We start from the raw sequence: 25,531 nt of genomic DNA, 5'->3' as shown, positions 1-25,531 counted from the left end.
GCATGAAGCTGCGCGTCGCCACGTTCAACGTCGAGAACCTCTCGTCCCGCTGGCGTTTCGCCGACGTGCAGCGCGGCGACGTCACGGCCGCCATGTCGCTGGCCGAGTTCGACCGCCCGCACGAGCGCGAGGCGGCCGAGCGCTCCGTGGCGCTGACGCTCGAGGACGACAAGCGCCAGATGACGGCGCTCGCCATCGCGGAGGCGCGGGCCGACGTGCTGTGCCTGCAGGAAGTCGACAGCCTGCGGGTGCTGGAGGCGTTCTTCGCCAACTACGTCCACCGCATGTCGGACATCCGCTACGGCCACTTCAAGCTCGTGGAGGGCAACGACCGCCGCGGCATCGATGTCGGCTTCGCGGCCCGCCGCTCCCTGCTGCGGCCCGACCAGGTGACGGTGACATCTCACCGCGAGGGCACGTTCGATGAGTTCGACGTCTATGACCGCGACATCGCGGCCTTCGGCATCAAGCCGGGCGACCGGGTCTTCAACCGCGATTGCCTGATGGTCGACCTCGACCTCGGCCACACCGCGCTCACGCTATTCGTGTGCCACCTGAAATCCATGAACAACGGCAAGGCCGACGGCCGCCCCGCCACCATGCCGCTGCGCCGCGCCGAGGCCCGCGCCGTGCGCGCGCTGGTGCAGCGCCGGTTCGGGCCGGACTGGCGCCGCGCGAACTGGATTGTGGCCGGCGACCTCAACGACTATTCCGAGGTGATCGGCCCGCTCGGCGCCGTGGAGCACAAGCCCTCCCCGGCCCTCCAGGTCCTGACCGAGCATTTCGGCGTTAACTCGGTGGCCGACCTGCCGCCGCATGAGCGCTGGACCCACTTCCATCGCGCCTGGATCGAGGACGAGGCTCGCATTCGCGAGGAGCACGTGCAGCTCGACTATGTGCTGCTCTCCCCTGCCCTGGCGGAGCGCGGCGCCACCGTCGAGATCGTCCGGCGAGGGCTGCCCTATCGCACCCCGCTCGACCCGCGCGATCCGGATCGCTCCATCCCGAAGCTCGCCACCACGGCCGACCGCTATCCACGCGTCGGCTGGGACCGGCCCAAGGCGAGCGATCATTGCCTGCTCGCGGTGGAGATCGACCTTCCCGCCAACCGCCGCGACTGAACCAGGAGGCCGCCATGCGCCGCCGTTTCTTCACCCTCGACGTGTTCACCACCCGGCCGATGGCCGGCAACCCGCTTGCGGTGGTGCTGGACAGCCAGGGCCTCACCGACGCCGCCATGCAGGGCATCGCGCGCGAGTTCAACCTGTCCGAGACGGTGTTCGTGTTGCCGCCCGCCGATGCGCGCAACCGCGCCCGGCTGCGCATCTTCACGCCGGGACGCGAGCTGCCCTTCGCGGGGCATCCGACGGTCGGCGCCGCGGTGCTGCTCGGCTGCCTTGATCACGGCCCGGGCCACGGCGTGCTCGGCTTTGGGGTCGAGGAACAGGTCGGCCTCGTCGCCTGCGTGGTGGAGGTCAAGCACGACGGATGCGGCGAGGCGACCTTTACGCTGCCAAGGCTGCCCGAGAAGCTCGCCGCCCCGCCCTCCGGGGCCGCCATCGCGCGCGCCCTGAGCCTGACGGAGGCTGATCTCGGCTTCGGCGCGCACAGCCCCACGATCTACTCGGCCGGCAACGGCTTCACCTTCGCGCCGCTGCGCGACAAGGCCGCGGTCGATCGCGCCCGGCCGGACCTCTCCTCCTGGGACGCGGGGATCGGGCCCGCCGACCACCCCAACGCCTTCGTGTACACGCGCGAAACCAGCGACGCGTCGAGCGCCTATTACGCCCGCATGTTCGCGCCCGACATGGGCGTCATGGAAGATCCCGCCACGGGCTCGGCCGTGGCGGCGTTCGCCGGCGTCGTGATGGAGTTCGACAAGCCCAGGGACGGAGAGCACAGCCTCGTCATCGAGCAGGGCTACGCGATGGGCCGCCCGTCGCAGATCACGCTCGGCCTCAGCGTGGAAGGCGGGCGTCTCGTCCGCGCCACCATCGGCGGCGGCGCCGTGGTGGTCTCCGAAGGATCGCTGCGGCTCTGAGCGCCGCGGCACGCCATTTTTCAGCCCAGGGACATTGTTGTGACGGATGATTTGCCGCCTCCCGTTTTTGCGCGCGTGACGCGCATCGATTGCCGCGTGGAGCAAAGAACCTGGCATTGGGCTGAGAACGAGCGGGAGCGCATCGACGCGCATTGGGCCGCGCAGGTCGCCGACAACCCGGCGCTGTTCGACGGCAAAGTCCTTGTGCTGCACACCGGCGGCGTGGATGGAGACGTGTTCCGCGCCGCCTATCTGGAAACCCGGTTCTCGCGATTCCTGGCCTGGCGCGACTTCGGCTTTCCCGACCGCGGCATGCGCAACGGCTTCGCGATGGCGGCGCTGCGCAGCCGGGATGGCGCTTACCTTCTTGGCGTCATGGGCCCTCAGACCGCCAACGCGGGTAAAGTCTACTTCCCGGCCGGAACGCCCGACCCCAGCGACGTCTTCGATGGACGCGTCGACCTCGCCGGCAGCGTCGCGCGCGAGCTCGAGGAGGAAACCGGTCTGACGCAGGCGGACGTCACCTTTGCGGACGATTGGACGGTGGTGAGCCACGGCCAGCGTATCGCGCTCATGCGCAGGGTCGACTCCCCCGAACCGGCCGACGAACTCCGCGCTCGCATACTCGCGATCGTGGCGCGCGAGGAGCATCCGGAGTTGTCCGACATCCGGATCGTGCGCACGGCGGCCGATATCGACGAGGCCGCGATGCCGCCCTTCGTGGTGGCCTATCTGCGCAAGGCGCTCGCCGCTTGAGGCCGGCCGCGAGGCAGCTGGGGATAGCCGCGCGACGGACGCGGAAGGCGCCAAACCGAGCTTGAACGTAGCCTTAGGCCATGCTGCTTATCCGCCTTCGTTGAGGGGGAAGCATGAAGATCTTTTTCACACTCGCCGGCCTGGTCCTGATGACCACCGGATGCGCCACGGTCACCCGCGGCACGACCGGGCAGGTGACGTTCAATTCGGAGCCGTCAGGCGCCCAGATGCGGACCTCGCTGGGTCATACCTGCCCGACGCCCTGCACCCTGGAGATCTCCAGGAAATCCGAGTTTGTGGCTGTCTTCACCAAGGATGGTTACAAGGAGCAGCAGGTTCCGGTCGCGACGCGCGTCGCCGGTTCGGGCGCGGCGGGCTTTGCAGGCAACGTTCTGGTGGGTGGACTGGTCGGCATGGGCGTGGACGCCGCGACCGGCTCGACCCTCGAGCATTTCCCCAATCCGGTGAACGTCACCCTCGAGGCGCTCCATCGCGCTCCGGCGTCGACCGGCGGCCGCCGGGGACGCGCCCCGAAGGCCATGGCTCCCGCGCCCGACGCCTGAGGCGCATGCGTCGGCGGCCAACCGCCGACGCAAATCGATCAGCCTTGCGGATAACCATGCCGGCTGCGGGACGAACGGACGAGCGCCTCGGCCTCGCCATCGCGCCCGGCCTGGCACGCGGCTGACGCCTGGGCGATTTCGCCCTTGATCTTGTTGTAGACCGACTGGCTCACATGGCCGGAGTTCAGGTCGTTGTCCATGATGGCATCATAGCGCGCCACCGCGCCCGAACAGCCGCTTCCTTCCGGCAGCCGGAAGCCCGGAGGAGAGACCCCAGCCGGCAGATTGGCGTAGGCGGAGGATGCCGGAGGCGCAGCCGCGACCGGCGCCGGAGGCGTGCCGGCGGCGTTGCAGGCTGCGAGCGCAAAAACGAGAACAGGCGCGACCAGGCGGATCATCGGCGACTCCTTGACGAAGCCACCCGTTTGCATTCGACATGCGCTTGCGTCAACCCGAACATGATGGCCCGGGGATGGCAGGGCGGGCGGCGGAAGACCACGCCGTTGCTGTCGCATTTTCATTCAACGGGGTTCACCGGGAGATCGCCCGATCACCTCAATAACGAAAACACGGATTACTCGGCGAAATAGCATCAATGCTGTTTAAGAATATCACGTTCTTTTCTGGGATTGCATGCTCGGGGCATGGATACCGCCAAGATGCGGTTTCAGGCTCGACAGAGTTCATCGCATAGACGCACACTGCGGCAAGTCAGAACGACAAGACCCAATGGATCCGATCAAAGCGTGAGCGCATTCGCAATTCTGGCCCCAAGCCTGGTCTCGAAGAATTAAAAGCTGCCGTTCAACCTCTATCTTGGCCATTCTGCTGCGTCGGCCCGAGCGTGTTGACGAAGCTACGATCTCTACATGAATGACCGAAACAGCACGTCAGATCTGGAAATTAAACTGGTCGATACAATCCTGGGTTGCTCGACTGATTTGGACATACACCGTGAGTATTCGCGCATCTTTGTACGATAACAACTTGTGTATCCGACGAATCAGCGTAACGATCGCCGCGTTCACAACATGGTTGCTGCGATGCCTTTCAGAGCCATCTACGTCAGCAGTCACATCTTGCCTGTTCGCGAGGATGGGACCTGCGAGGAGTTTGATCGGATTGCCGAGCAGGCGCACCGGTGCAATGCGCGGACCGGGGTGTCGTTCTTTCTCGTCTGCACGCACCACTGGTTTTGCCAGGTGCTGGAGGGCAGTGAACCCGAGGTTCGCCGGACATTGGCCCGGATCGCTGCGGACAAGCGCCATTTCGACTGCCGCGTGATCGAGGCCACGGCGCAGGTTCACCACGCGAAGCTCGATGGCTACGCCACGGTCCACAAGAGCATCGCCAATCGCCTGCTTTTTCTCGAGCGCGGCTTCAGCCGCGCCATCGTACCCTACGACCGGACGCCGGCGGAATTGCTCGATCTCTGCAACGCTCTGCGGAGCTTTGGCGTCCCGAGCGAGCAGCGCCAATCCGAACTTTGCTGATTCCACCCGGGCGTGAGCGATCCAAGCCCGGCCCACGACGCTTGCGCTATGAACCGCGTTTCGTTTATGAAGCTTGTGGCGCGGCATAGCGCCGCCGAACGAGGACGCCGTGGCCGTATCCGCCGCCCATCGCCGCCAGCAGACGCAGACCGTTTCGGTCCGTCCGGCGACGTCGTGCGCGCAGTCCTCCCTGCTTCTTTCCGGGCTTCTTCTCCTTATCCGCCCCTGAGGGCCGGCTGGGCGCTTGCGCCTGGGCGCTCAGGGGTCGCCGAAGCCGGACGCAACGAAGCGCTCTGATCCGCCTTGGCCCACCATGCGGCCCGCGGCAGGCGCAAGCCACGACAAGGACAGCCCATGACCACCAATGCAGCGAGCCAGACCGTATCCGCCAAGGACCGCGTCCTGATCTTCGACACCACCTTGCGGGACGGCGAGCAGTCCCCCGGCGCGTCCATGACGCTGGAGGAGAAGCTGCAGGTCGCCGATCTGCTGGACGAAATGGGCGTCGACATCATCGAGGCCGGCTTTCCGATCGCCTCCGAGGGTGATTTCGAGGCCGTCACCGAGATTTCGCGCCTGGTGAAGCGCGCCACCGTGGCCGGCCTGGCCCGCGCCGGCCAGAAGGACATCGACCGCGCCGGCGAGGCCGTGAAGGGCGCGGTGAAGCCGCGCATCCATACCTTCATCTCCACCTCGCCCGTCCATATGAAGCACAAGCTGCAGATGGCGCCCGAGAAGGTGCTGGACCTGGTCACCTCCTCGGTGACCCGCGCCCGCAACTGGGTGGAGGACGTGGAGTGGTCGGCCGAGGACGGCACCCGCACCGAAATGGACTTCCTGTGCCGCTGCGTGGAAGCCGCCATTCGCGCCGGCGCGACCACGATCAACATTCCGGACACGGTGGGCTACACGACCCCTGAGGAATACGCCCGCATCTTCCGCACGGTGCGCGAGCGAGTGCCGAATTCCGACAAGGCGATCTTCTCGGTGCATTGCCACAACGACCTCGGCATGGCGGTCGCCAACACGCTGGCGGGCCTGCAGGGAGGCGCGCGGCAGATCGAGTGCACGGTGAACGGCATCGGCGAGCGCGCTGGCAACGCCGCGCTGGAAGAGATCGTCATGGCGATCAAGACCCGCAACGACGCCTTCCCGTATGAGTGCGGCGTCGAGACCACGATGCTGACCCGCGCCTCCAAGCTGGTGGCGGCCGTGACCTCGTTCCCGGTGCAGTACAACAAGGCCATCGTCGGCCGGAACGCCTTCGCGCACGAGAGCGGCATCCACCAGGACGGCATGCTCAAGAACACCGAGACCTACGAGATCATGACGCCCGAATCGGTCGGCGTGTCCAAGACCTCGCTGGTGATGGGCAAGCACTCCGGCCGCCACGCCTTCCGTGAGAAGCTGAAGGAACTGGGCTACGATTTGGGCGAGAACGCGCTGGAAGACGCCTTCAAGCGCATGAAGGATCTCGCCGACCGCAAGAAGCATGTCTACGACGAGGACATCGAGGCGCTGGTCGACGACGAGATCCTCACCGCCCACGACGGCATCAAGGTCGTGGCGCTGACCATCATCGCCGGCACCCAGGGGCCGCAGCTCGCCACCCTGACGCTGGACGTGAACGGCTCGCACAAAACCGTGCAGTCGACCGGCAACGGCCCGGTGGACGCCTGCTTCAACGCCATCCACGCGCTGGTGCCGCACGAGGCGCGGCTGGAGCTCTACCAGGTGCACGCCGTGACGGAAGGCACCGACGCGCAGGCCGAAGTCTCGGTGCGGCTCGCCGAGGACGGCAAGTCCGTCACCGCCAAGGCGGCCGATCCCGACACGCTGGTGGCTTCGTGCCGCGCCTATCTGGGCGCCCTCAACAAGCTGATGGTGAAGCGCCTGCGCGGCAAGCCCGAGGCGCTCGCGGCGGGCTGAAGGCAATGCGCGACGGACGGCTTGCGAGGCACGCCGTCCGCGCTCGACCTCGTTGGTGTTGAACGCGAATTTCTCCGTCATCCCCGGCGGCGCGCAGCGCTGGGAAGGGGATCCAGGAAACGGGGTCCACAGCCGGGGCCCCGCGGCCCCTGGATCCCCTTCCCGACCTGCTGCGCAGGTCGCCGGGGATGACGGCGGAGAGGCTTACGGGCCGGGCGATCATGAGAAGCCCTCCCCTCAGCGCGAAAAAGCGCGGCCGGAATGCAAACTGCCGCTGGACATCCCCGCGGGCCTTTGATACTCACCCCCTCGTCGCGGCGGCTTCGGCCCCCGGCAACTTTGATGGGCGCATAGCTCAGTTGGTAGAGCAGCTGACTCTTAATCAGCGGGTCCAAGGTTCGAGCCCTTGTGCGCCCACCATCAAAGTCCGTCAGGCGAGCAGTGATGTCGCTCCGGCTTCTCCCCTAATCTCGAGCTGCACTGGCGCTCAACCTCTCTGAACGTAACAGTGCTGTGTTTCGCGGCCGAACCTGCTATTGCGCCCGCGTGGAAGACCTGTCGCGCGCTTTTTCCCTCGCCGCACGCCTCATCGTGGGTGGGGACGCCGAATTGTTCGGGATCGTCGGGCTGTCGCTGCGCGTCAGCGGCGCGGCGACGCTGATCGCGTTTGTGTTGGGCGCGCCGCTCGGCGCCGCGCTGGCGGTCTGGCGCTTCCCGGGCCGGCACGCCGTGGTGGTCGCCGTGCACGCGCTGCTCGGGCTTCCGCCCGTGGTGGTCGGGTTGCTCTTGTATGTGGCGCTGTCGCGCTCGGGCCCGTTGGGCGCCATGGGCCTGCTGTTCACGCCCGCCGCCATGACGGCCGCGCAGGCGGTGCTCGCCCTGCCGATCGTCGTGGCGCTCACGCATCGGACCGTGGAGGGCTACTGGCGCGACTATGGCGCCGCGCTGCTCGTGGATGGCGCATCGCTGGCCCGCGCCTGCCTGGAGCTGCTCTCCATGGCGCGCGGGGCCCTGGTGACGGTTCTGCTCGCGGCCTTCGGCCGTTGCGTGGCCGAGGTCGGCGCGATCCTGGTGGTGGGCGGCAACATCCGCGGCTTCACCCGCACGATGACCACCGCGATCGCGCTGGAGACAAGCAAGGGCGACCTCGCGCTCGCGCTCGCGCTGGGCCTCACCCTGATCTCCATCAGCGCCGCCGTGAGCGCCGCCGCCTTTGGGCTGCAGCGCGTCGCCGAGGTTCGCTGACGGTTCAGCCGACCGGGATCTCGCCTTCCACCACGTGGTTCAGCGAGCCGTCGTCCGAGGTCAGCGTCATCTTGACCCGCAGCACGCCGCCGGTGGCCTTGCCGTCGCGCACGACCTTCTCGATCTCGCGCTGCGAGGTCACGCCGACCTCCTTCAGGAACTTCCGCAGCGCCATGTTGAAGCGTTCTTCGTCCATGCTCGTCTCCTCTCAGGACCGTTCGGTCGAGGCGTTGGGGAAAAAGAGCTGCTGCCCCTCGATCCGGTAGCTCGCGATGGACCCCTGGCCGTCCGGCGAGATCAGCCAGTCCACGAAGGCCTGCCCATCCTGCACTTTCACGTTCGGGTGCTTCTGCGGGTTCACGAGCATCACGCCGTACTGGTTGAACAGCCGCCGGTCGCCCTCCACCAGGATCGTGAGATCCTGACGGTTCTTGAATGACAGCCACGTTCCCCGGTCGGCGAGCACATAGCCGCCAATCGCGGCCGCCATGTTGAGCGCCGGGCCCATGCCCTGGCCGATCTCACGATACCAGCCATCCTTGGCGGCCGCGATGTCCACGCCCGCCTCCTTCCACGTGCGCAGCTCCGCCGCGTGCGTGCCCGAGCGGTCGCCGCGCGACACGAAGGGCGCCTTGGCGGCCGCGATCTTGCGGAAGGCGTCCAGCACGTCCGGGTCCTGCGCCGTCTTGGCGGGATCCTGCTTCGGGCCGACCACGATGAAGTCGTTGTACATCACGTCGAAGCGCTTCACGCCCTGGCCTTCGGCCATGAATTTGTCCTCGGCCGCCCGGTCATGCACGAACACCACGTCGGCGTCGCCGCGCCGACCGATGTCGAGCGCCTGGCCGGTGCCCACCGCGACCACCCGGACCTCGATGCCGGTCTTGGCCGTGAATGCCCCGAGCAGGTGGCCGAACAGGCCGGACTGCTCCGTCGACGTCGTGGACGCGACCGTGATGAAGCGCGACTGCGCGACGCCCGGCGACGCCGCCATCACGGCCACCCCGAGCGCGAACAATCCCGACACGATATTCTTCAGCATGGATCCTCCTTCCGAGGGCGGCAGCATAGGCAGCCGCTCCGCCGCATCGCAAGCCGGCGCGAACTGACGAAAGTCTCTCCGTATTTCCAAGAAATCTCACGTGCCATTGACGGAGTTGCAACCGACGCGCGTCGTTCTCAATGAAAGCCCGCGAGCCTAGACGAAAGTATAGTTGGTCTGCCTTCAAATCACACTCGTAAGCGCGATGGCTTGCACCTTGTGAGCCGATACACATGACGTAAGCGCCCTGGAACAACTCCGGGCGTCGACCGAGCGTTCGAGCAACGGACGCCTCAGGAGGAAGCACATGAGTGTGACGACCGCCCCCGGGTCCGCCACGGGCACGGCCGCTGGCCTGCTCGACCGCGAACGCATCATCGCGAAAGCTGGATTCAATCGATGGCTGGTTCCGCCGGCCGCCCTGGCCATCCACCTGTGCATCGGCATGGCGTATGGCTTCAGCGTGTTCTGGCTGCCGCTGTCGCAGGCGCTTGGCGTCAGCAAGCCTGTCGCCTGCCCGGATCTCGGCTTTGCGAGCGCCCTGTTCACGACGACCTGCGACTGGAAGGTCAGTGATCTCGGCTGGATGTACACCCTGTTCTTCGTGCTGCTCGGCTCCGCGGCCGCCATCTGGGGCGGTTGGCTCGAGCGCGCGGGACCCCGCAAGGCGGGCGTCGTCTCGGCGCTGTGCTGGTGCGGCGGCCTCCTGATTTCGGCGCTCGGCGTCTACACCCACCAGCTCTGGTTGCTGTGGCTGGGCTCCGGCGTGATCGGCGGCATCGGCCTCGGCCTCGGCTACATCTCGCCCGTCTCGACCCTCATCAAGTGGTTCCCGGATCGGCGCGGCATGGCGACCGGCATGGCCATCATGGGCTTCGGCGGCGGCGCGATGATCGGCTCGCCGCTGGCCGACATGCTGATGAACTACTTCAAGACGCCCACCTCCGTCGGCGTCTGGCAGACCTTCGTCACCATGGCGGCGATCTACTTCGTGTTCATGATGGCTGGCGCGTTCGGCTACCGCGTGCCGCCCGCCGGCTGGCGCCCGGAAGGCTGGACGGCTCCCACCGAGTCCACCAACGCGATGATCACCCACCGCGACGTCCACCTGCGCGACGCGCACCGGACGTGGCAGTTCTGGGCGATCTGGCTGGTGCTGATGCTGAACGTCAGCGCCGGCATCGGCGTGCTCGGCATGGCCTCGCCCATGCTGCAGGAGATCTTCGCCGGCTCGCTAATCGGCCAGCCCGCCGTCGGCTTCACCGATCTGAACCCCGACCAGAAGAAGTCGATTGCCACCATCGCGGCGGCCTTCGTGGGCCTGCTGTCGCTGTTCAACATCGGCGGCCGCTTCTTCTGGGCGTCGATGTCGGACCACATCGGCCGCAAGATGACCTACGCGACCTTCTTCGGCCTTGGCATCCTGCTCTACGCCCTGGCCCCGTGGGCCGCGCATGCGGGAAGCATGATCCTGTTCATCGGGTTCTTCTGCATCATCCTGTCGATGTACGGCGGCGGCTTCGCGACGGTGCCGGCCTATCTGGCCGACATCTTCGGCACGCAGTTCGTCGGCGCGATCCACGGCCGCCTGCTGACCGCGTGGTCGACGGCGGGCATCATCGGCCCGGTGGTGGTGAACTACATCCGCGAGGCGCAGATCGCCGCCGGCGTGCCGCGCGCCCAGGTCTATGACCGGACGATGTACATCCTGGCCGGCATGCTGGTGCTCGGCTTCCTGATCAACCTCACGATCCGGCCGCTGAACGAGAAGTGGTTCATGAAGGAGGAGGAAGTCGCCGCCCTGCAGGCCAAGGCCAAGGGGGCGGCTGCGGCGACCCAGGGCGGGGCCTTCGGCATCGGCCGCGGCGGGCTTACGCCGCTGTCAGGCCTTGCCTGGCTGGCGGTCGGCATCCCGATCGTCTGGGGCGTGTGGATCACGTTGTCGAAGTCCCTCGTGTTGTTCCGCTGAGACCGGGGCGGCGCCCGCAGTCCGCTGCCGGCGCCGCCCAAGCCAGCGACCACAAGGCGCAGCGTTTTGCTGCGCTGCAGTAATGACAGCGTCGCGGACCTGTGGTCTGATTGCTGGCATGCCAGATACCTCCGATACGGATCGCCAAGTTCCGACCGAGGTGAGAGGAAACGGGCCGAGCCAAGAATGAGCGACAATCGCGATCAGAACGTGCTGCGCTTCGAGCATCCCGGCTTGGGCCGCAAGCGCGCCAAATCCACCCCCAAGGGCCGGCAGGTCGATCCCGTCGCCCTGCAGGAAGTGATCGATCTCCTCGGCGACAGCCCGCGTCGCCGCGATCTGCTGATCGAGCACCTGCACCTCATCCAGGACCGTTATCACCAGATCTCCGCCGCCCACCTCGCCGCACTCGCGGACGAGATGAAGATGGCTTTCGCGGAAGTGTTCGAGGTCGCCACCTTCTACGCCCATTTCGATGTCGTGAAGGAAGGTGAGCCCGCCATCCCGCCGCTGACGGTTCGCGTCTGCGACAGCCTCACCTGCGAACTCTATGGCTCGGAGAAGCTCATCGCCGACCTCAAGGCCCAGGTCGGCCCCGACGTGCGCGTCGTGCGCGCCCCTTGCGTGGGTCTGTGCGACCAGGCGCCCGTGGCCGAGGTCGGCCACCACTTCATCCACCAGGCCACGCCCGCAAACGTCGCCGCCGCCATCGAGGCCGGAGACACGCACCCGCACGTGCCGGACGACTATGTCGACTACGATTCCTATGTGGCGGGCGGCGGCTACGCCCTGCTCGGCAAACTGCGCAGCGGCGAGATGTCGGTCGACGAACTGCTGACCAAGCTGGACGGCGCCGGCCTGCGCGGCCTTGGCGGCGCAGGCTTCCCGACGGCCCGCAAGTGGCGCGCCGTGCGCGGCGAGCCCGGCCCGCGCGTCATGGCGATCAACGCCGACGAGGGCGAGCCCGGCACCTTCAAGGATCGCCACTACCTCAACACCGACCCGCACCGCTTCCTGGAAGGCACGCTGATCGGCGCCCATGTGGTGGAGGCCGACGACGTCTACCTCTACCTGCGCGACGAATATCCGGTCGCGCGTGAGATCCTCATCCGCGAAATCGCCAAGCTGCCCGAGGGCGGCCCGCGCATCCATATGCGTCGCGGCGCCGGCGCCTATATCTGCGGCGAGGAATCCTCCCTGCTAGAGAGCCTCGAGGGCAAGCGCGGCCTGCCGCGCCACAAGCCGCCCTATCCGTTCCAGGTCGGCCTGTTCGGCCTGCCGACGCTCATCAACAATGTCGAGACCGTCTACTGGGTGCGCGACATCGTCGAAAAGGGCGCCGAGTGGTGGACCGGCCAGGGCCGCAACGGCCGGGTCGGCCTGCGCACCTTCTCGGTCTCGGGCCGCGTCAAGAACCCGGGCGTGAAGCTCACCCCGGCCGGCGTCACCATCCGCGAGCTCATCGACGAGTTTTGCGGCGGCATGCAGGACGGCCACAGCTTCAAGGCCTACCTGCCGGGCGGCGCCTCGGGCGGGATCCTGCCCGCCCACATGGACGACATCCCGCTCGATTTCGGCACGCTCGAGAAGTACGGCTGCTTCATCGGCTCGGCCGCCGTTGTGGTGTTGTCCGACAAGGACGACATGCGCTCCGCGGCGCTGAACCTGATGCGCTTCTTCGAGGACGAGAGCTGCGGCCAGTGCACGCCCTGCCGCATCGGCACCGAAAAGGCCGTGAAGCTGATGAACCGGCCGGTGTGGGACCAGGAGCTCCTCACGGAGTTGTCCCAGACCATGCGCGACGCCTCCATCTGCGGTCTCGGCCAGGCGGCCTCGAACCCACTGATGTGCGTCATCAAATATTTCCCCGACGAATTCGCCCCCCGCGTGGCGGCCGAGTAAGGGACTGCACGCCATGAACGTGACTTTCGAACTGGACGGCAAGACCGTCGAAGCAGCCCCCGGCGAGACGATCTGGCAGGTCGCCCAGCGCGAGGGCGTGCAGATCCCGCATCTGTGCTACCTGCCCGAGCCGGGCTACCGGCCGGACGGTAACTGCCGCGTCTGTATGGTGGAAATCGAGGGCGAGCGCGTGCTCGCCGCCTCCTGCATGCGCGCCCCGACCGTCGGCATGAAGGTGAAGACCGCCTCCGCCCGCGCCGAGAAGGCGCGCGAGATGGTGATGGAGCTCCTGGTCGCCGACCAGCCCGAGCGCGAGACCTCGCACAACCCTGATTCCAAGTTCTGGAACTGGGCCGACAAGACCGGCGTCACCGAGAGCCGCTTCCCGGCCGCCGAGCGCTGGGCTTCCGACGTCAGCCACACCGCCATGCGGGTGAACCTCGACGCCTGCATCCAGTGCGGCCTCTGCGCCCGCGGCTGCCGCGAGGTTCAGGTCAACGACGTGATCGGCATGGCGTATCGCAACGCCGCCGCCAAGATCGTGTTCGATTTCGACGACCCGATGGGCGAAAGCACCTGCGTGGCCTGCGGCGAGTGCGTGCAGGCTTGCCCGACCGGCGCTCTCATGCCGGCCGCCTATCTGGACGACAACCAGACCCGCACGGTCTACCCGGACAAAAAGGTCGACTCGCTCTGCCCCTATTGCGGCGTCGGCTGCCAGGTCACCTACAACGTCAAGGACGAGAAGATCGTCTACGCCGAGGGCCGCAACGGCCCGGCCAACCAGAACCGCCTCTGCGTCAAGGGCCGGTTCGGCTTCGACTACATCCACCATCCGGACCGGCTGACCAAGCCGCTCATTCGCCTGCCGAACGCGCCCAAGCACGCCAACGACCAGGTCGACCCGGCCAACCCGTGGACGCATTTCCGCGAGGCGACCTGGGAAGAGGCGCTGGACGCCGCAGGCTTCGGCCTGAAGAACATCCGGGACCAGCACGGCCGCAAGGCGCTGGCCGGCTTCGGCTCCGCCAAGGGCTCCAACGAGGAGGCCTACCTGTTTCAGAAGCTGGTGCGCACCGGCTTTGGCTCCAACAACGTCGACCACTGCACGCGCCTGTGCCACGCCTCCTCGGTGGCGGCGCTGATGGAGGGCGTGAACTCGGGCGCGGTGTCGGCGCCGTTCGCGGCCGCCCTGGACGCCGAGGTTATCATCGTGATCGGCGCGAACCCGACCGTGAACCACCCGGTCGCCGCCACCTACATCAAGAACGCGGTGAAGAACGGCGCGAAGCTGATCGTCGCCGATCCGCGCCGCCAGACCCTGTCGCGGCACGCGACCTACCACCTGCAGTTCAAGCCCGGCAGCGACGTGGCGATGCTCAACGCCATGCTCAACACCATCATCGAAGAGGGCCTGACCGACGACAACTACATCGCCGGCTACACGGAAGGCTTCGAGGAGCTGAAGGAGCGCATCAAGGAGTTCACGCCCGAGCGCATGGCTCCCGTCTGCGGCGTCGACGCCCAGACCCTGCGCGAAGTGGCGCGGCTCTACGCCCGCTCCAAGGCCTCGCTGATCTTCTGGGGCATGGGCATCAGCCAGCACGTGCACGGCACCGACAACGCCCGCTGCCTGATCGCGATGGCGCTCACCACCGGCCAGATCGGCCGCCCCGGCGCCGGCCTGCATCCGCTGCGCGGCCAGAACAACGTGCAGGGCGCCTCCGACGCCGGCCTGATCCCGATGGTTTTCCCCGACTACCAGTCCGTCGAGAAGCCGGACATCCACAAGATGTTCTCGGAGTTCTGGCAGAGCGAGCTCGACGACAAGCGCGGGCTCACGGTCGTCGAGATCATGAACGCGATCCACGCCGGCGAAATCCGCGGCATGTACATCGAGGGTGAGAACCCGGCGATGTCCGATCCGGACCTCCAGCACGCCCGCGAGGCGCTGGCCAAGCTCGACCACCTCGTCGTGCAGGACCTCTTCCTCACCGAGACGGCCTTCCACGCCGACGTGGTGCTGCCGGCTTCCGCCTTCGCCGAGAAGGTCGGCAGCTTCACCAACACCGACCGCCGCGTGCAGATTGCCCGCCAGGTCGTGAAGCCGCCGGGCGACGCCCGGCAGGATTGGTGGATCATCCAGGAGCTGGCGCGCCGCATGGGGCTGCCCTGGAACTACACGCATCCGGGCGAGATCTTCACCGAGATGGCGATGGTGATGCCCTCCTTCGCCAACATCACCTGGGAGCGGCTGGAGCGCGAAGGCGCGGTCACCTATCCGGTGGATGCGCCCGACAAGCCCGGCAACGAGATCATCTTCGCGCAGGGCTTCCCGACCGAGTCCGGCCGCGGCAAGATCGTGCCAGCCCGCGTCACCCCGCCCGACGAAGTGCCGGACGAGGAGTACCCGATGGTGCTCTCCACCGGCCGCGTGCTGGAGCATTGGCACACGGGCTCCATGACCCGCCGCGCCGGCGTGCTCGACGACCTCGAGCCCGAGGCCGTGGCCTTCATGTCGCCGCGCGACATGGGTCGCATGGGCGTGCGCGCCGGCGACTTCATCCGCATGGAAACGCGCCGCGGCGCAGTTTCGGTGAAGGTGCGGGCGGACCGTGACGTGCCGCAGAACATGGTGTTCATGCCGTTCTGCTACGCGGAGGCCGCCGCGAACCTGCTCACCAACCCGGCGCTGGACCCTTTCGGCAAGATCCCGGAGTTCAAGTTCTGCGCCGTGCGGGTTTCGGCGGAGGCGGCTGCGACCGCCGCGGAGTAGCCGCGTGCGCGTGATCGGCCTGGCGGGATGGAGCGGCTCGGGGAAGACCACCCTGCTGACCGCCCTCATCCCGCTGCTGACCGCGCGCGGGCTCTCGGTTTCGACGGTCAAGCACGCCCACCACGCCTTTGACGTGGACATGCCCGGTAAGGATTCCTGGGTCCACCGGCAGGCCGGCGCGACCGAGGTGCTGGTCTCCTCCGCGACCCGCTGGGCGCTGATGCACGAAGGCCGCGGCGCGCCCGAACCGCGGCTGGCCGAGCTTCTGGGCAAGCTCTCGCCCTGCGATCTCGTGATCGTGGAAGGCTTCAAGCGCGAGCCCATCCCGAAGCTCGAGATCTGGCGCGCGGCGGTCGGCAAGCCGCCGCTGCATGCCGACGACGACGCCATCGTGCTCGTCGCCTCCGACGACCCCTGCCCGGCCGCGCGCGTGCCGGTGCTGCCCCTGCGAGAACCGGCACGCGTGGCGGAAGCGTTGCTTGAAGCCGCGCAGCCGATCCGCCATGTGTTGGCTGGTCTCGAAGCAGGGGATTAGGCCATGGCGCAACTCACGGACGACGCCTTCGCGTTCGGCGGCGAGCTGATGCCTGTGGACCAGGCGATCGCGTTGATCGCCGAGCGGCTGCCGATCCTGGCCGGCGTCGAGGATGCGCCGCTCTGGAGCGCGGACGGCCGCGTGCTGGCCCACGATTTCGTCGCGCCCATCGCCCTGCCGCCCTTCGACAACTCCGCCGTGGACGGCTACGCGGCTCGCATGGCGGACCTCGCTCCCGGGGCCGCCACCCGCCTCCCCGTTCGGGGTCGCGTGGCGGCAGGACACGGCGCTGCTGCGCTGGGCGCCGGCTCCGCCGCCCGCGTGTTCACGGGCGCGCCCGTTCCGGCCGGAACCGACATCGTCTTCATGCAGGAGGACGTGACGCTCGACGGCGACCACGTCCTGCTTCCGCCCGGCCTCAAGCACGGGGCCAACCTGCGGCGCGCCGGCGAGGACACCGAGCGTGGGTCGTTGGCGTTGCCGGCCGGCCGGCGTCTGCGGCCGCAGGACGTCGCCCTCGCGGCGGCGCTGGGCTGCGCCTCCCTCCAGGTGCGCCGCCGTCTGCGCGTCGGCCTGTTCTCCACCGGCGACGAGCTGCGCGAGCCCGGCGAGACGCTGGGCCCCGCCCAGATCTACGATTGCAACCGCGCCCTGCTGGCGGCCCTGCTCGCCCGCATGGGCGTCGAGGTCAGCGATCTCGGCCGGCTGCGGGACGACCGCGACGCCGTACAGGCGGCGCTGAAGGAGGCGGCCGGCGCCCACGACCTGCTGGTCACGTCCGGCGGCGTCTCGATGGGCGAGGAGGACCATGTCCGCGCCGCCGTGGAGGCGACCGGCTCCATGGTGTTCTGGCGGCTCGCCATCAAGCCGGGCCGGCCGGTGGCGCTGGGCGTCGTGGACGGAACGCCGCTCGTAGGCCTGCCAGGCAACCCGGTCGCGGTGTTCGTCACCGGCGCGCACGTGCTGCGCCCCCTCGTCGCCCGCCTGCGCGGCGAGACGCTGGAGCCCTTGCAGGCGTTCCCGGTGCGGTGCGGCTTCAGCTATCGCAAGAAGGCCGGACGCCGCGAATATGTCCGCGTCAGCCTGCGGCAGGACACGGATGGCGGCGTCACGGCGGCCAAGCACCCGCGCGACGGAGCCGGCGTGCTGAGTTCGCTCACCGAGACCGCCGGGCTGATCGAACTCGAGGAAGACCGGCTCACCGTGGAGCCGGGCGAAAGCGCCCGCTTCATCCCCTACGGCCTGCTGTGGTGACCCGTTGACCCAAGGCGCGACGCCCCCCGCGCGCCCTTCCACGGTGATGCGCCTGACGCCCGTCGCGACGGTTCTGGACCGGATCGCGGAGGCGTTGGGCCCCGCTCCGGCGCGGCAGGTCCCGATCGATCACGCGGTCGGCTCTGTCCTCGCCGCCGATGTCGTGGCGCCCCGGGCCTTGCCGCGGTTCCCCACCGCGCTGCGCAACGGCTGGGCCGTGCTGGCCTCCGACACCGTCGGGGCGTCGCCCTACGGCCCGGCCGCGCTGTCGACGGCGCCTGTCCGCGTCGCGGCCGGCGACGCCCTGCCGGCCGGAACCGACGCCGCGCTGCCCCTTGGCGCGGTGGACGCCGGCGGCCCGATCCCGACCGCATCCGAGGCGGCCGCGCCCTTCGACAACGTCCGCGCGGCCGGCGCGGAGGTCCGGGCCGGCGAGACGCTCGCCCGGGGAGGCCAGCGCCTGTCCGCCCACCAGGCTGTCGCATGCGCGCAAGCGGGCGTCGAGGCCGTCCCGGCCCGGCGCTCCACGGTCGCGTTCGCGGCCGACTGCGACCCCGCCACCCGCGCGGTGATCGCCGGGCTGCTCGGCCGGGCCATCGCAGCCGACGACGGCGCAGGAGCATCCGTGCTGATCGCGCCCTGGAGCCCGCCCCCCACCACCGGCGAGGGCCTGATCTGCGAAGCCCTCGGCCTCGCGCCCGGCGAGGCGACCTGGATCGCCATCGAGAAAGGCCGCGCCGTGTTGCGGCTCCCGCCCGGCTTCGGCCCGGCGGCGGCTGTTGCGCTTGCGATCATCGCGCCGCTGCTGGACCGCCTGGCCGGCGTCGAAGGTCCCGCTCCCGCCCGCAGCATGCCCTTGGCCCGTAAGATCGCGTCCCGCATCGGCTGGAGCGAAATCGGGCTGCTGGGCGTTGAGGGCGAGCGTTGGACGCCCCTCACCGTGGGGGACATCACGATCGCGACGCTGGCCCGCGCAGCCGCTTGGGCGTTGATCCCGCCCGACAGCGAGGGCGCGCCCGTTGGCGCGATGCTGCCGGCGCGCCCCTTTGGAGATGTGCCGTGAGCGCTCCCACCAAGCCCCCTGCCGAGGCGTCCGCCGACCAGGCCCAGTTCCTGTCCGTCCTGTCGCGCGACGAAGCCCTGGTGCGCTGGACGGCTGCGCTGGACCCGAGGCCGTTGGGCTGCGAAACCGTCTCGCTCGACGCCTGCCTCGGCCGCGTGCTGGCCCGCTCGGTTCCGGCCCCCATCGACGTGCCGCCTTTCGATCGGTCGCAGATGGACGGCTTCGCGGTCCGCTCCGCCGATCTCGCGACCGCGACCGATGACGCGCCCGTCCGCCTCGTGCTGAACGCCGAGACCATCGCGTGCGGCGTCTCGCCCGCCCTCGCGGTGGCGCCCGGAACCGCCACCCCGATCGCGACCGGCGGGCCGATGCCGCGCGGCGCCGACGCAGTGATGATGATCGAGCATACCGATCCGGACGGCGACGCCGCGATCTGGGTCCGCCGCTCCGCCCCGCCCGGCGGCGCCATGGCGTATGCGGGCTCCGACATGGCCCGCGGCGAGGTCGTGCTGCGCGCCGGCGCGGTGCTGGGCGCCCGCGAGATTGGCATGCTGGCCGCCTGCGGCGTCGCCGCCGTGGAGGTCTGGCGCCGCCCCCGCGTCGCGGTGCTGTCCACCGGCGACGAGCTGGTGCAGCCCGGCGCGCCGCTCGGCCCGGCGCAGATCTACGATTCCAACGGCCCGATCGTGGCCGCCGCGCTGGCCGAGAACGGCTGCGAGCCCGTGCGCTACGGGGCCGTGCCGGACAATCTGGACGCGCTGGAAGCGGCGCTGCGCGACGCCCATGGGCGATGCGACGCCGTGATCCTGTCCGGCGGCACCAGCAAGGGCGCGGGCGACCTCACCTACCGGCTCATCGACCGGCTGGGCGCCCCCGGCATCGTGGCTCACGGCGTCGCGCTGAAGCCCGGCAAGCCGCTGTGCCTCGCGGTCTGCGCCGGAAAACCCGTGGTGGTGCTCCCCGGCTTCCCCACGTCGGCGATGTTCACCTTCCACGACATCGTCGCGCCGGTGTTGCGCCGTCTCGCCGGCCAGCCCGGTCGCGCCGAGGCGAGCGTGGAGGCGCGCGTGCCGGTGCGCATCGCGTCGGAGCTTGGCCGCACAGAATTCGTGATGGCGTCGCTGACGCGCGCGGAGGACGGCCTTGTGGCGTTTCCGCTGGGCAAAGGCTCCGGCGCGGTCTCGAGCTTCTCGCAGGCGGACGGCTTCCTCACCATCGACGCCCTTCATGACGGTCTCGACGCCGGCGCAACCGCAACCATAACCTTGCTGGACCCCGGCCATCGCCCGCCCGACCTGGTGATCGTCGGCAGCCACTGCGTCGGGCTCGAGCCCATTCTGGACAAACTCGCCCTTGAGGGCGTCTCCGCCCGCAGCATCGCTGTCGGGAGCCTTGCGGGTCTCGCTGCGCTCGGGCGCGGCGAATGCGACATCGCGCCGATCCACCTGATGGATCCCGAGTCCGGCGACTACAACACCGCCTTCGTGCCCGAAGACGCCGAGCTGATCCGCGGCTGGGGCCGGCCGCAAGGCTTGGTGTTTCGGGCGCAGGACGAGCGCTTCGCCGAACTGTCGCTCGAACGTGCGCTCGAGCGGGCGGCGGATGACCCGTCGTTGCTGATGGTGAACCGCAATCCGGGTTCCGGCACCCGCATCCTCACCGACAGGCTGCTCGGCGGGCGCAAGCCGGAGGGCTACCGGAACCAGCCCCGATCCCACAATGCCGTCGGCGCCGCTGTGGCGCATCGGCGCGCCGATTGGGGCGTGACCATCAAGCCCGTCGCGGACGCCTATGGCCTTGGGTTCCTGCCCATCCTGGACGAGAGCTACGACTTCGTGGTCCGGCGCTCCCGTTTGGGAGCGCCGGCCGTTCAAGCCTTCCTGCGCGCCTTGAAAGCGCCCGAGACCGTGTCGGTTTTGCAGCGCATCGGCTTCAAACCGATTGTAGACCCGGCCTGATTGCAATCATCGGTCGAAGAATTCGCAATCACACTAGACACTGAGCCGAGCCGAAACCAAGATTCGCCCAGAACAGGGCATCGAAGAGCCAGCCGCCACCATGCACCACGCCGGCGCCCACGACTCCCTGCTGGTCGCCTTGTCCATCGTGATCGCGGTGACGGCGTCCTATACGGCGCTCGATCTCGCGGCCCGGATGCGCGCCACGAGTGGTTGGCCCGCGCATGGATGGCTCGCCGCCTCCGCGATCGCGATGGGCGGCGGCGTCTGGTCCATGCATTTCATCGCCATGCTGGCTTTTCAGCTGCCCGGCGTAGAGGTCCGCTACGATCTTGGCCTGACGCTGCTCTCGCTCGCATTGCCGATCCTCGCGACCGCCTTCGGGTTCTCCACCGTGGACCGGTTTCGCCAGAGCCGGCCGGCGCTCCTGGCGAGCGGTTTCGTCATGGGGCTCGGCATTGCGGGCATGCACTACGCCGGAATGGCCGCGATGCAGATGCCCGCCGAGCTCACCTACGCGCGGCTGACTGTCGTCCTGTCGGTGCTGATCGCCATCGGGGCCGCCACGCTGGCGTTGTGGCTGGCATTCCGCAACTCCACGGTCGCCGAGCGGGCCTTGGCCGCCCTCATCATGGGCGCGGCTATCTCGGGCATGCACTACGTCGCGATGGCGGGCTCGACCTTCTCGGCCGTGCAGAGCATCGGCTCGCTGAACGATGTCGCGGATCTGTCCCAGACCAAGCTGGCGTTGTGGATCACCAGCACGACGTTCCTGATCCTCGTCCTCGCCCTCGTGGCCGCGATGTTCGACCGCCACTTCGCGAACCTGACCTCGCGCGAGGCCACGGCGCTGCGCGAGAGCGAGGAACGCTTCCGCCTCCTGGTCGAGAGCGTCACCGACTACGCCATCTTCATGCTCGACCGCGACGGGCGCGTCGCCAACTGGAACGCCGGCGCCGAACGCATCAAGGGCTACACCGCGCAGGAGATCGTCGGCAGCCACCTGTCCCGGTTCTATACCGCCGAGGCGCAGGCCATCGGCGCGCCGGAGGCGGCCCTGAAGACCGCCGCCGCCACCGGCAAGTTCGAGGACGAGACCTGGCGGGTCCGCAAGGACGGATCGCTGTTCTGGGCCAGCATCGTGATAGATCCTATTCGGGACGCGCGCGGCGAGCTCGTGGGCTACGCCAAGATCACGCGCGATTTCACCGAACGCAAACAGGCGCAGGAAGCGCTGGACCGGACGCGCGAGGCGCTGGCGCAAAGCCAGAAGATGGAAGCCGTCGGCCAGCTCACCGGCGGAGTGGCGCACGACTTCAACAACCTGCTGATGGCGATCCTGGGCAGCCTCGATCTGCTGCGCAAGCGCGTGCCGTCCGACGATCCGCGCATCACCCGCCTGATCGACAACGCCATCCAGGGCGCGGAACGCGGCGCATCGCTGACCCAGCGCATGCTGGCCTTCGCGCGACGCCAGGACCTGAACCCGCGCGCGGTGGACCTGCCCGATCTGGTTCGCGGCATGACGGAGTTGCTGAACAGGTCCATCGGCCCCCAGATCACCATCGAAACGCGGTTCCCGCTCGGGCTGCCGCGCGTGCAGGTGGACGCCAACCAGCTCGAACTCGCGTTGCTGAACCTCGTCGTCAACGCGCGTGACGCCATGCCGGGCGGCGGCCAGATCACCATCGGCGCCCGCGAGGAGCCTCCGGCGGATGGCGCCGGGAGCGCCACGCGCTACGCCAGCCTTTGGGTCCAGGACACCGGCGAAGGCATGGACGAAGCGACCCTCGCGCGGGCGCAGGAGCCGTTCTTCACCACCAAGGGCGTCGGCAAGGGGACGGGGCTGGGCCTCTCCATGGTGCACGGCCTCGCCGAGCAGTCCAATGGACGTCTCGTCCTGAAGAGCCGTAAGGGCGAGGGGACGATCGCCGAGATCCGTTTGCCGATCTCCGAGGATACCGAGCCGGAGGCCGCGCCCGCGACCGTGATCCCCTACCCGCGCATGGCGCCCCGTGCCTACACGGTGCTGGTCGTGGATGACGATCCGCTGGTGCTCGAGAACACCGCCGCCATGCTGGAGGATCTCGGCCATCGCGTCCTCGAGGCGCGGTCGGGCCGGGAGGCGCTCGAAATGGCGAGCCGCGCCCGGTCGCTGGATGTCGTCGTCACCGACCACGTCATGCCGGGCATGACCGGCATCGAGCTCATCGAGCGCCTCAACGTCGAGCGGCCCGGGCTGCCGGTCATCCTCGCCACCGGCTACGCGGAGCTCTCCGCGGCCGCGCAGAGCCTGCCGCGCCTCAACAAGCCGTTCGACCAGAACACGCTGGCGCGGGCCGTCGACCAGGCCGTACAGGGCCCCGAACCCGACGGCGTCGTCCCTTTCCGGCCCAAGCTCGCCTGAATCCTTCCGCACAACCGAAACAGAACCCTGAGCCGCCGGGGACTCGCCCCGGAGGGCGCCAAGGCCCATCTACCGACCCTAGGGCGCTTTCCAGCGCCGCCGGAGTTCTCGGCCCGTGACGATTTCGCTTCCCTTCGACAACAGCTACGCCCGCCTCGATGGGCCGTTCTTCACGCGGACCAGGCCGACGCCCGTCGGAGCGCCGCGGCTCGTGCGGCTGAACCACGCGCTCGCCGAGGAGCTCGGCCTCGACGCCGACGCGCTGGCGTCTCCCGAAGGCGTGGCGGCGCTCGCGGGGTCCAGCATCCCGGGCGGGGCCGAGCCGATCGCGGCCGCCTATTCGGGGCACCAGTTCGGGCACTTCTCGCCGCAACTGGGCGACGGTCGCGCGATCCTGCTCGGCGAGGTGATCGACCGCGCCGGCCGCCGCCGCGACATCCAGCTGAAGGGCTCCGGCCCGACCCCGTTCTCGCGCGGCGGCGATGGCCGGGCGGCGCTGGGGCCGGTGCTGCGCGAATACCTCGTCAGCGAGGCCATGGCGGCGCTCGGCGTCCCGACGACGCGCGCGCTCGCGGCTGTGATGACCGGCGAGCACGTGATGCGCGAGGACATCCTGCCCGGCGCGGTGCTGACGCGTGTCGCCGCCAGCCACATTCGGGTTGGCACGTTCCAGTTCTTCGCCGCGCGCCGCGACCTCACCTCCCTGCGCAAGCTCGCCGACTACGCCATCGCGCGGCATGATCCGGCTGCCGCCGCAGCGCCGAACCCCTACCTGGCCTTCTTCGAGGGCGTTGTGCGCCGGCAGGCCGACCTGATCGCCCAATGGCTGCTGCTCGGATTCATTCACGGCGTCATGAACACCGACAACATGTCGGTTTCCGGCGAAACCATCGACTACGGCCCCTGCGCGTTCATGGACGCCTATGACCCCGCCACGGTGTTCAGCTCCATCGACCGGCAAGGCCGCTACGCCTACGGGGCGCAGGCCGGCATCGCGCAGTGGAACCTCGCCCGGCTCGTCGAGGCTCTGCTGCCGCTGTTCGGCGAGGACGAGAACAAGGCCGTTGCGGACGCGCAGGCGGCGCTGGACGCCTATGTCGACCGCTTCAACGCCTCCTACCTGGCCGGCCTGCGGCGGAAGTTGGGGCTCACGACCGAGGGGCCGGACGACCTCGCGCTCGCGTCCGCGCTGCTGTCGCTGATGACGGCCGACCGGGTCGATTTCACGGTGCTGTTTCGCCGGCTGTCCGACCTCGCCGCCGACCCCGAGGCGAGCGGCCCGGTTCGCGACATGTTCATGGACCTCGCCGGCGTCGACGCCTGGCTGGCGCGCTGGCGCGACCGCCTGGCTGCGGAACCCGCCGTCGCCCCGGCCGAGCGCGCGAGCGCGATGCGGCGCGCGAACCCCGCCTTCATCCCGCGCAACCACCTAGTGGAGCGCATGATCGCGGCAGCCGTGGAGCGCCAGGATTTCGCGCCGTTCGAGGAGCTGCTGCAGGTTCTGGCCCGTCCCTACGACGACCAGCCCGAGTTCGCCGCCTACGCGGAAGCGCCGCCGCCGAGCCCGCAGGCTTATGTGACCTATTGCGGCACATGAAAAAGGCGCGACCCGCGGGCCGCGCCTCTTAAGCTGGTTCTCGATCAGGCGCTTACTGCGCAGCGCCGGTCTGCGGCTTGACGCTCTGCGAGCCGCCCGAACCCTGCATGCCCATGGAGCCGCCGGCCTTGCCGCTCATCGAGCCGGAGGAACGCGAGGTCGAGCCGCTGTTCACCGAACCGGAGCCCTGCATCTCGGCCTTGCCGCGCACGGAGCCGGTCTCGACGTTGCGCGTCTGCGAACGGGTGATCGCCGCCTCGCCGCGCTCGCGGCTCTCGGCCGAGAAGCGGGTCGTGGAGCGGCTGCGCTCGCCGGCCCGGATCGACACGCTGGTGGACGGCTCGGAATGGCCGTAGCGGGTCACCGTGCGGCTGCGCGTAACGGAGGACGGCTCATCCTGCCAGGTGCGCACGATGTGGCGCTTCTTGCGGATGGTCACGGACGGCTCTTCGACGTAGTGGCGCTTGTGCTTGCGCACGACCACGTACTTGCGGCGCGGCTCGTCATAGCGATGCACGATGCGCTTGCGGCGGATGGTCGTCGTGGTCGGCTCGTCGTCGTAGCTCGTCACCGAGCGGCGATGAACCGAGACGCTGGGGCTGCCTTCGGTGGTGCGCGTCCGGGTGCGGATCGAGACGCCGCCCTCTTCGCGGCTTCGCGAGCCGACCGTGGTCCGGCCCTCGACGCGGGTCGCCGAGGAACCCTCGACCCTGGCCGAGCCGGAGGCTTCGCCGCTGACGCCGGTCCGCTGGGACGAGCGCTGGGTGGTCGCGCCCGTGCTCTGCTTCTCGGCCGAGCCGCTCTTCTGGCGCTGCATGGTGGACGAATCGGAGCCCGAGCCGGAGCTCATCGAGGCGCCGCCGGAGGCGTTGGCGCCGCCGCTGGTGGAAAGGCTGGTCTGGGCCAGCGCCGTCGTGCTGACGAGCGCGAGGGCGAGCCCGAGGCTTGCGAGTTTCATGACATGTTCCCTTCTGGTCGCCGGGGCGCCTTGCGGCGGCATC

20 protein-coding genes and 1 tRNA gene are annotated in these 25,531 nt (G+C 68.9%); 17 read left to right on the top strand and 4 right to left on the bottom strand.

What is annotated here, in order from left to right:
* Window positions 1-2 precede the first annotated feature (2 nt).
* The 4 genes from AC1DSZ_RS09295 (at window position 3) to AC1DSZ_RS09280 (ending at window position 3,360) form a co-directional block, all read left to right on the top strand.
* Window positions 3-1,121, top strand: coding sequence for an endonuclease/exonuclease/phosphatase family protein (locus AC1DSZ_RS09295; RefSeq protein ID WP_476838086.1), 1,119 nt, complete (start codon window positions 3-5; stop codon window positions 1,119-1,121).
* Window positions 1,122-1,135: 14 nt separating this feature from the next.
* Complete coding sequence (locus tag AC1DSZ_RS09290) at window positions 1,136-2,041, top strand: PhzF family phenazine biosynthesis protein (RefSeq protein WP_476838085.1); 906 nt, start codon at window positions 1,136-1,138, stop codon at window positions 2,039-2,041.
* Between the two features lie 96 nt (window positions 2,042-2,137).
* Complete coding sequence (locus tag AC1DSZ_RS09285; protein ID WP_476838084.1) at window positions 2,138-2,797, top strand: NUDIX hydrolase; 660 nt, start codon at window positions 2,138-2,140, stop codon at window positions 2,795-2,797.
* 113 nt (window positions 2,798-2,910) lie between these two features.
* The gene (locus tag AC1DSZ_RS09280) at window positions 2,911-3,360 is read left to right on the top strand and encodes a translation initiation factor 2 (RefSeq protein ID WP_476838083.1); all 450 of its coding nucleotides are present in this window, start codon (window positions 2,911-2,913) and stop codon (window positions 3,358-3,360) included.
* 38 nt (window positions 3,361-3,398) lie between these two features.
* Here the strand turns inward: AC1DSZ_RS09280 and AC1DSZ_RS09275 are convergent, their stop codons facing one another.
* On the bottom strand, window positions 3,399-3,758 hold the full coding sequence (locus AC1DSZ_RS09275; RefSeq protein ID WP_476838082.1) for a hypothetical protein: 360 nt from the start codon (window positions 3,756-3,758) through the stop codon (window positions 3,399-3,401).
* Window positions 3,759-4,349: 591 nt separating this feature from the next.
* Here AC1DSZ_RS09275 and AC1DSZ_RS09270 point away from each other — a divergent pair.
* The 4 genes from AC1DSZ_RS09270 (at window position 4,350) to AC1DSZ_RS09255 (ending at window position 8,027) form a co-directional block, all read left to right on the top strand.
* The gene (locus tag AC1DSZ_RS09270; protein ID WP_476838081.1) at window positions 4,350-4,853 is read left to right on the top strand and encodes a BLUF domain-containing protein; all 504 of its coding nucleotides are present in this window, start codon (window positions 4,350-4,352) and stop codon (window positions 4,851-4,853) included.
* A 354-nt stretch (window positions 4,854-5,207) separates the two neighbouring features.
* Window positions 5,208-6,782, top strand: coding sequence for a 2-isopropylmalate synthase (locus AC1DSZ_RS09265; protein WP_476838080.1), 1,575 nt, complete (start codon window positions 5,208-5,210; stop codon window positions 6,780-6,782).
* A gap of 344 nt (window positions 6,783-7,126) precedes the next feature.
* Window positions 7,127-7,202, top strand: a tRNA-Lys gene (locus AC1DSZ_RS09260).
* 126 nt (window positions 7,203-7,328) lie between these two features.
* Complete coding sequence (locus AC1DSZ_RS09255) at window positions 7,329-8,027, top strand: ABC transporter permease (protein WP_476838161.1); 699 nt, start codon at window positions 7,329-7,331, stop codon at window positions 8,025-8,027.
* Between the two features lie 4 nt (window positions 8,028-8,031).
* On the opposite strand, the gene AC1DSZ_RS09250 is transcribed toward AC1DSZ_RS09255, so the two are convergent.
* Both AC1DSZ_RS09250 and AC1DSZ_RS09245 read right to left on the bottom strand, forming a co-directional pair.
* Window positions 8,032-8,223, bottom strand: a complete 192-nt coding sequence (locus AC1DSZ_RS09250) for a DUF6494 family protein (RefSeq protein WP_476838079.1) — start codon at window positions 8,221-8,223, stop codon at window positions 8,032-8,034.
* 12 nt (window positions 8,224-8,235) lie between these two features.
* Complete coding sequence (locus AC1DSZ_RS09245) at window positions 8,236-9,021, bottom strand: ABC transporter substrate-binding protein (RefSeq protein ID WP_476838160.1); 786 nt, start codon at window positions 9,019-9,021, stop codon at window positions 8,236-8,238.
* A 355-nt stretch (window positions 9,022-9,376) separates the two neighbouring features.
* On the opposite strand from AC1DSZ_RS09245, the gene AC1DSZ_RS09240 reads away from it, so the two are divergent.
* The 9 genes from AC1DSZ_RS09240 (at window position 9,377) to AC1DSZ_RS09200 (ending at window position 24,530) form a co-directional block, all read left to right on the top strand.
* A complete protein-coding gene (locus AC1DSZ_RS09240) occupies window positions 9,377-11,038 on the top strand; it encodes an OFA family MFS transporter (RefSeq protein ID WP_476838078.1) in 1,662 nt (553 codons plus the stop codon).
* Between the two features lie 186 nt (window positions 11,039-11,224).
* On the top strand, window positions 11,225-12,940 hold the full coding sequence (locus AC1DSZ_RS09235; RefSeq protein ID WP_476838077.1) for an NAD(P)H-dependent oxidoreductase subunit E: 1,716 nt from the start codon (window positions 11,225-11,227) through the stop codon (window positions 12,938-12,940).
* Window positions 12,941-12,953: 13 nt separating this feature from the next.
* Window positions 12,954-15,716 carry a formate dehydrogenase subunit alpha gene (gene fdhF / locus AC1DSZ_RS09230; RefSeq protein WP_476838076.1) on the top strand — a complete coding sequence of 921 codons (2,763 nt, stop codon included), beginning with the start codon at window positions 12,954-12,956 and terminating at the stop codon, window positions 15,714-15,716.
* A gap of 4 nt (window positions 15,717-15,720) precedes the next feature.
* Window positions 15,721-16,251 (top strand): molybdopterin-guanine dinucleotide biosynthesis protein B, encoded by a 531-nt coding sequence (gene mobB / locus AC1DSZ_RS09225; RefSeq protein ID WP_476838075.1) that lies wholly within the window; start codon window positions 15,721-15,723, stop codon window positions 16,249-16,251.
* 3 nt (window positions 16,252-16,254) lie between these two features.
* Window positions 16,255-17,505 carry a molybdopterin molybdotransferase MoeA gene (locus AC1DSZ_RS09220; RefSeq protein WP_476838074.1) on the top strand — a complete coding sequence of 417 codons (1,251 nt, stop codon included), beginning with the start codon at window positions 16,255-16,257 and terminating at the stop codon, window positions 17,503-17,505.
* A 4-nt stretch (window positions 17,506-17,509) separates the two neighbouring features.
* Window positions 17,510-18,568, top strand: coding sequence for a MoeA family protein (locus tag AC1DSZ_RS09215; RefSeq protein ID WP_476838073.1), 1,059 nt, complete (start codon window positions 17,510-17,512; stop codon window positions 18,566-18,568).
* The gene (locus AC1DSZ_RS09210; protein WP_476838072.1) at window positions 18,565-20,526 is read left to right on the top strand and encodes a molybdopterin biosynthesis protein; all 1,962 of its coding nucleotides are present in this window, start codon (window positions 18,565-18,567) and stop codon (window positions 20,524-20,526) included. The genes AC1DSZ_RS09215 and AC1DSZ_RS09210 overlap by 4 nt, the downstream gene beginning before the upstream one ends.
* Window positions 20,527-20,626: 100 nt before the next feature.
* Window positions 20,627-22,933, top strand: a complete 2,307-nt coding sequence (locus AC1DSZ_RS09205) for an MHYT domain-containing protein (protein WP_476838071.1) — start codon at window positions 20,627-20,629, stop codon at window positions 22,931-22,933.
* Between the two features lie 115 nt (window positions 22,934-23,048).
* Entirely contained in the window at window positions 23,049-24,530 is a 1,482-nt protein-coding gene (locus AC1DSZ_RS09200) for a protein adenylyltransferase SelO (protein ID WP_476838070.1), read from the top strand.
* A gap of 52 nt (window positions 24,531-24,582) precedes the next feature.
* Here AC1DSZ_RS09200 and AC1DSZ_RS09195 read toward each other — a convergent pair whose 3' ends face one another.
* Window positions 24,583-25,488, bottom strand: a complete 906-nt coding sequence (locus tag AC1DSZ_RS09195) for a hypothetical protein (RefSeq protein WP_476838069.1) — start codon at window positions 25,486-25,488, stop codon at window positions 24,583-24,585.
* Between the last annotated feature and the right edge of the window lie 43 nt (window positions 25,489-25,531).

The sequence above is a fragment of the Alsobacter sp. P4_H11 genome (genome assembly GCF_056400925.1).
Note: the sequence above shows the minus strand (reverse complement) of the source record. Positions and strands in the feature narration are given on the sequence as shown.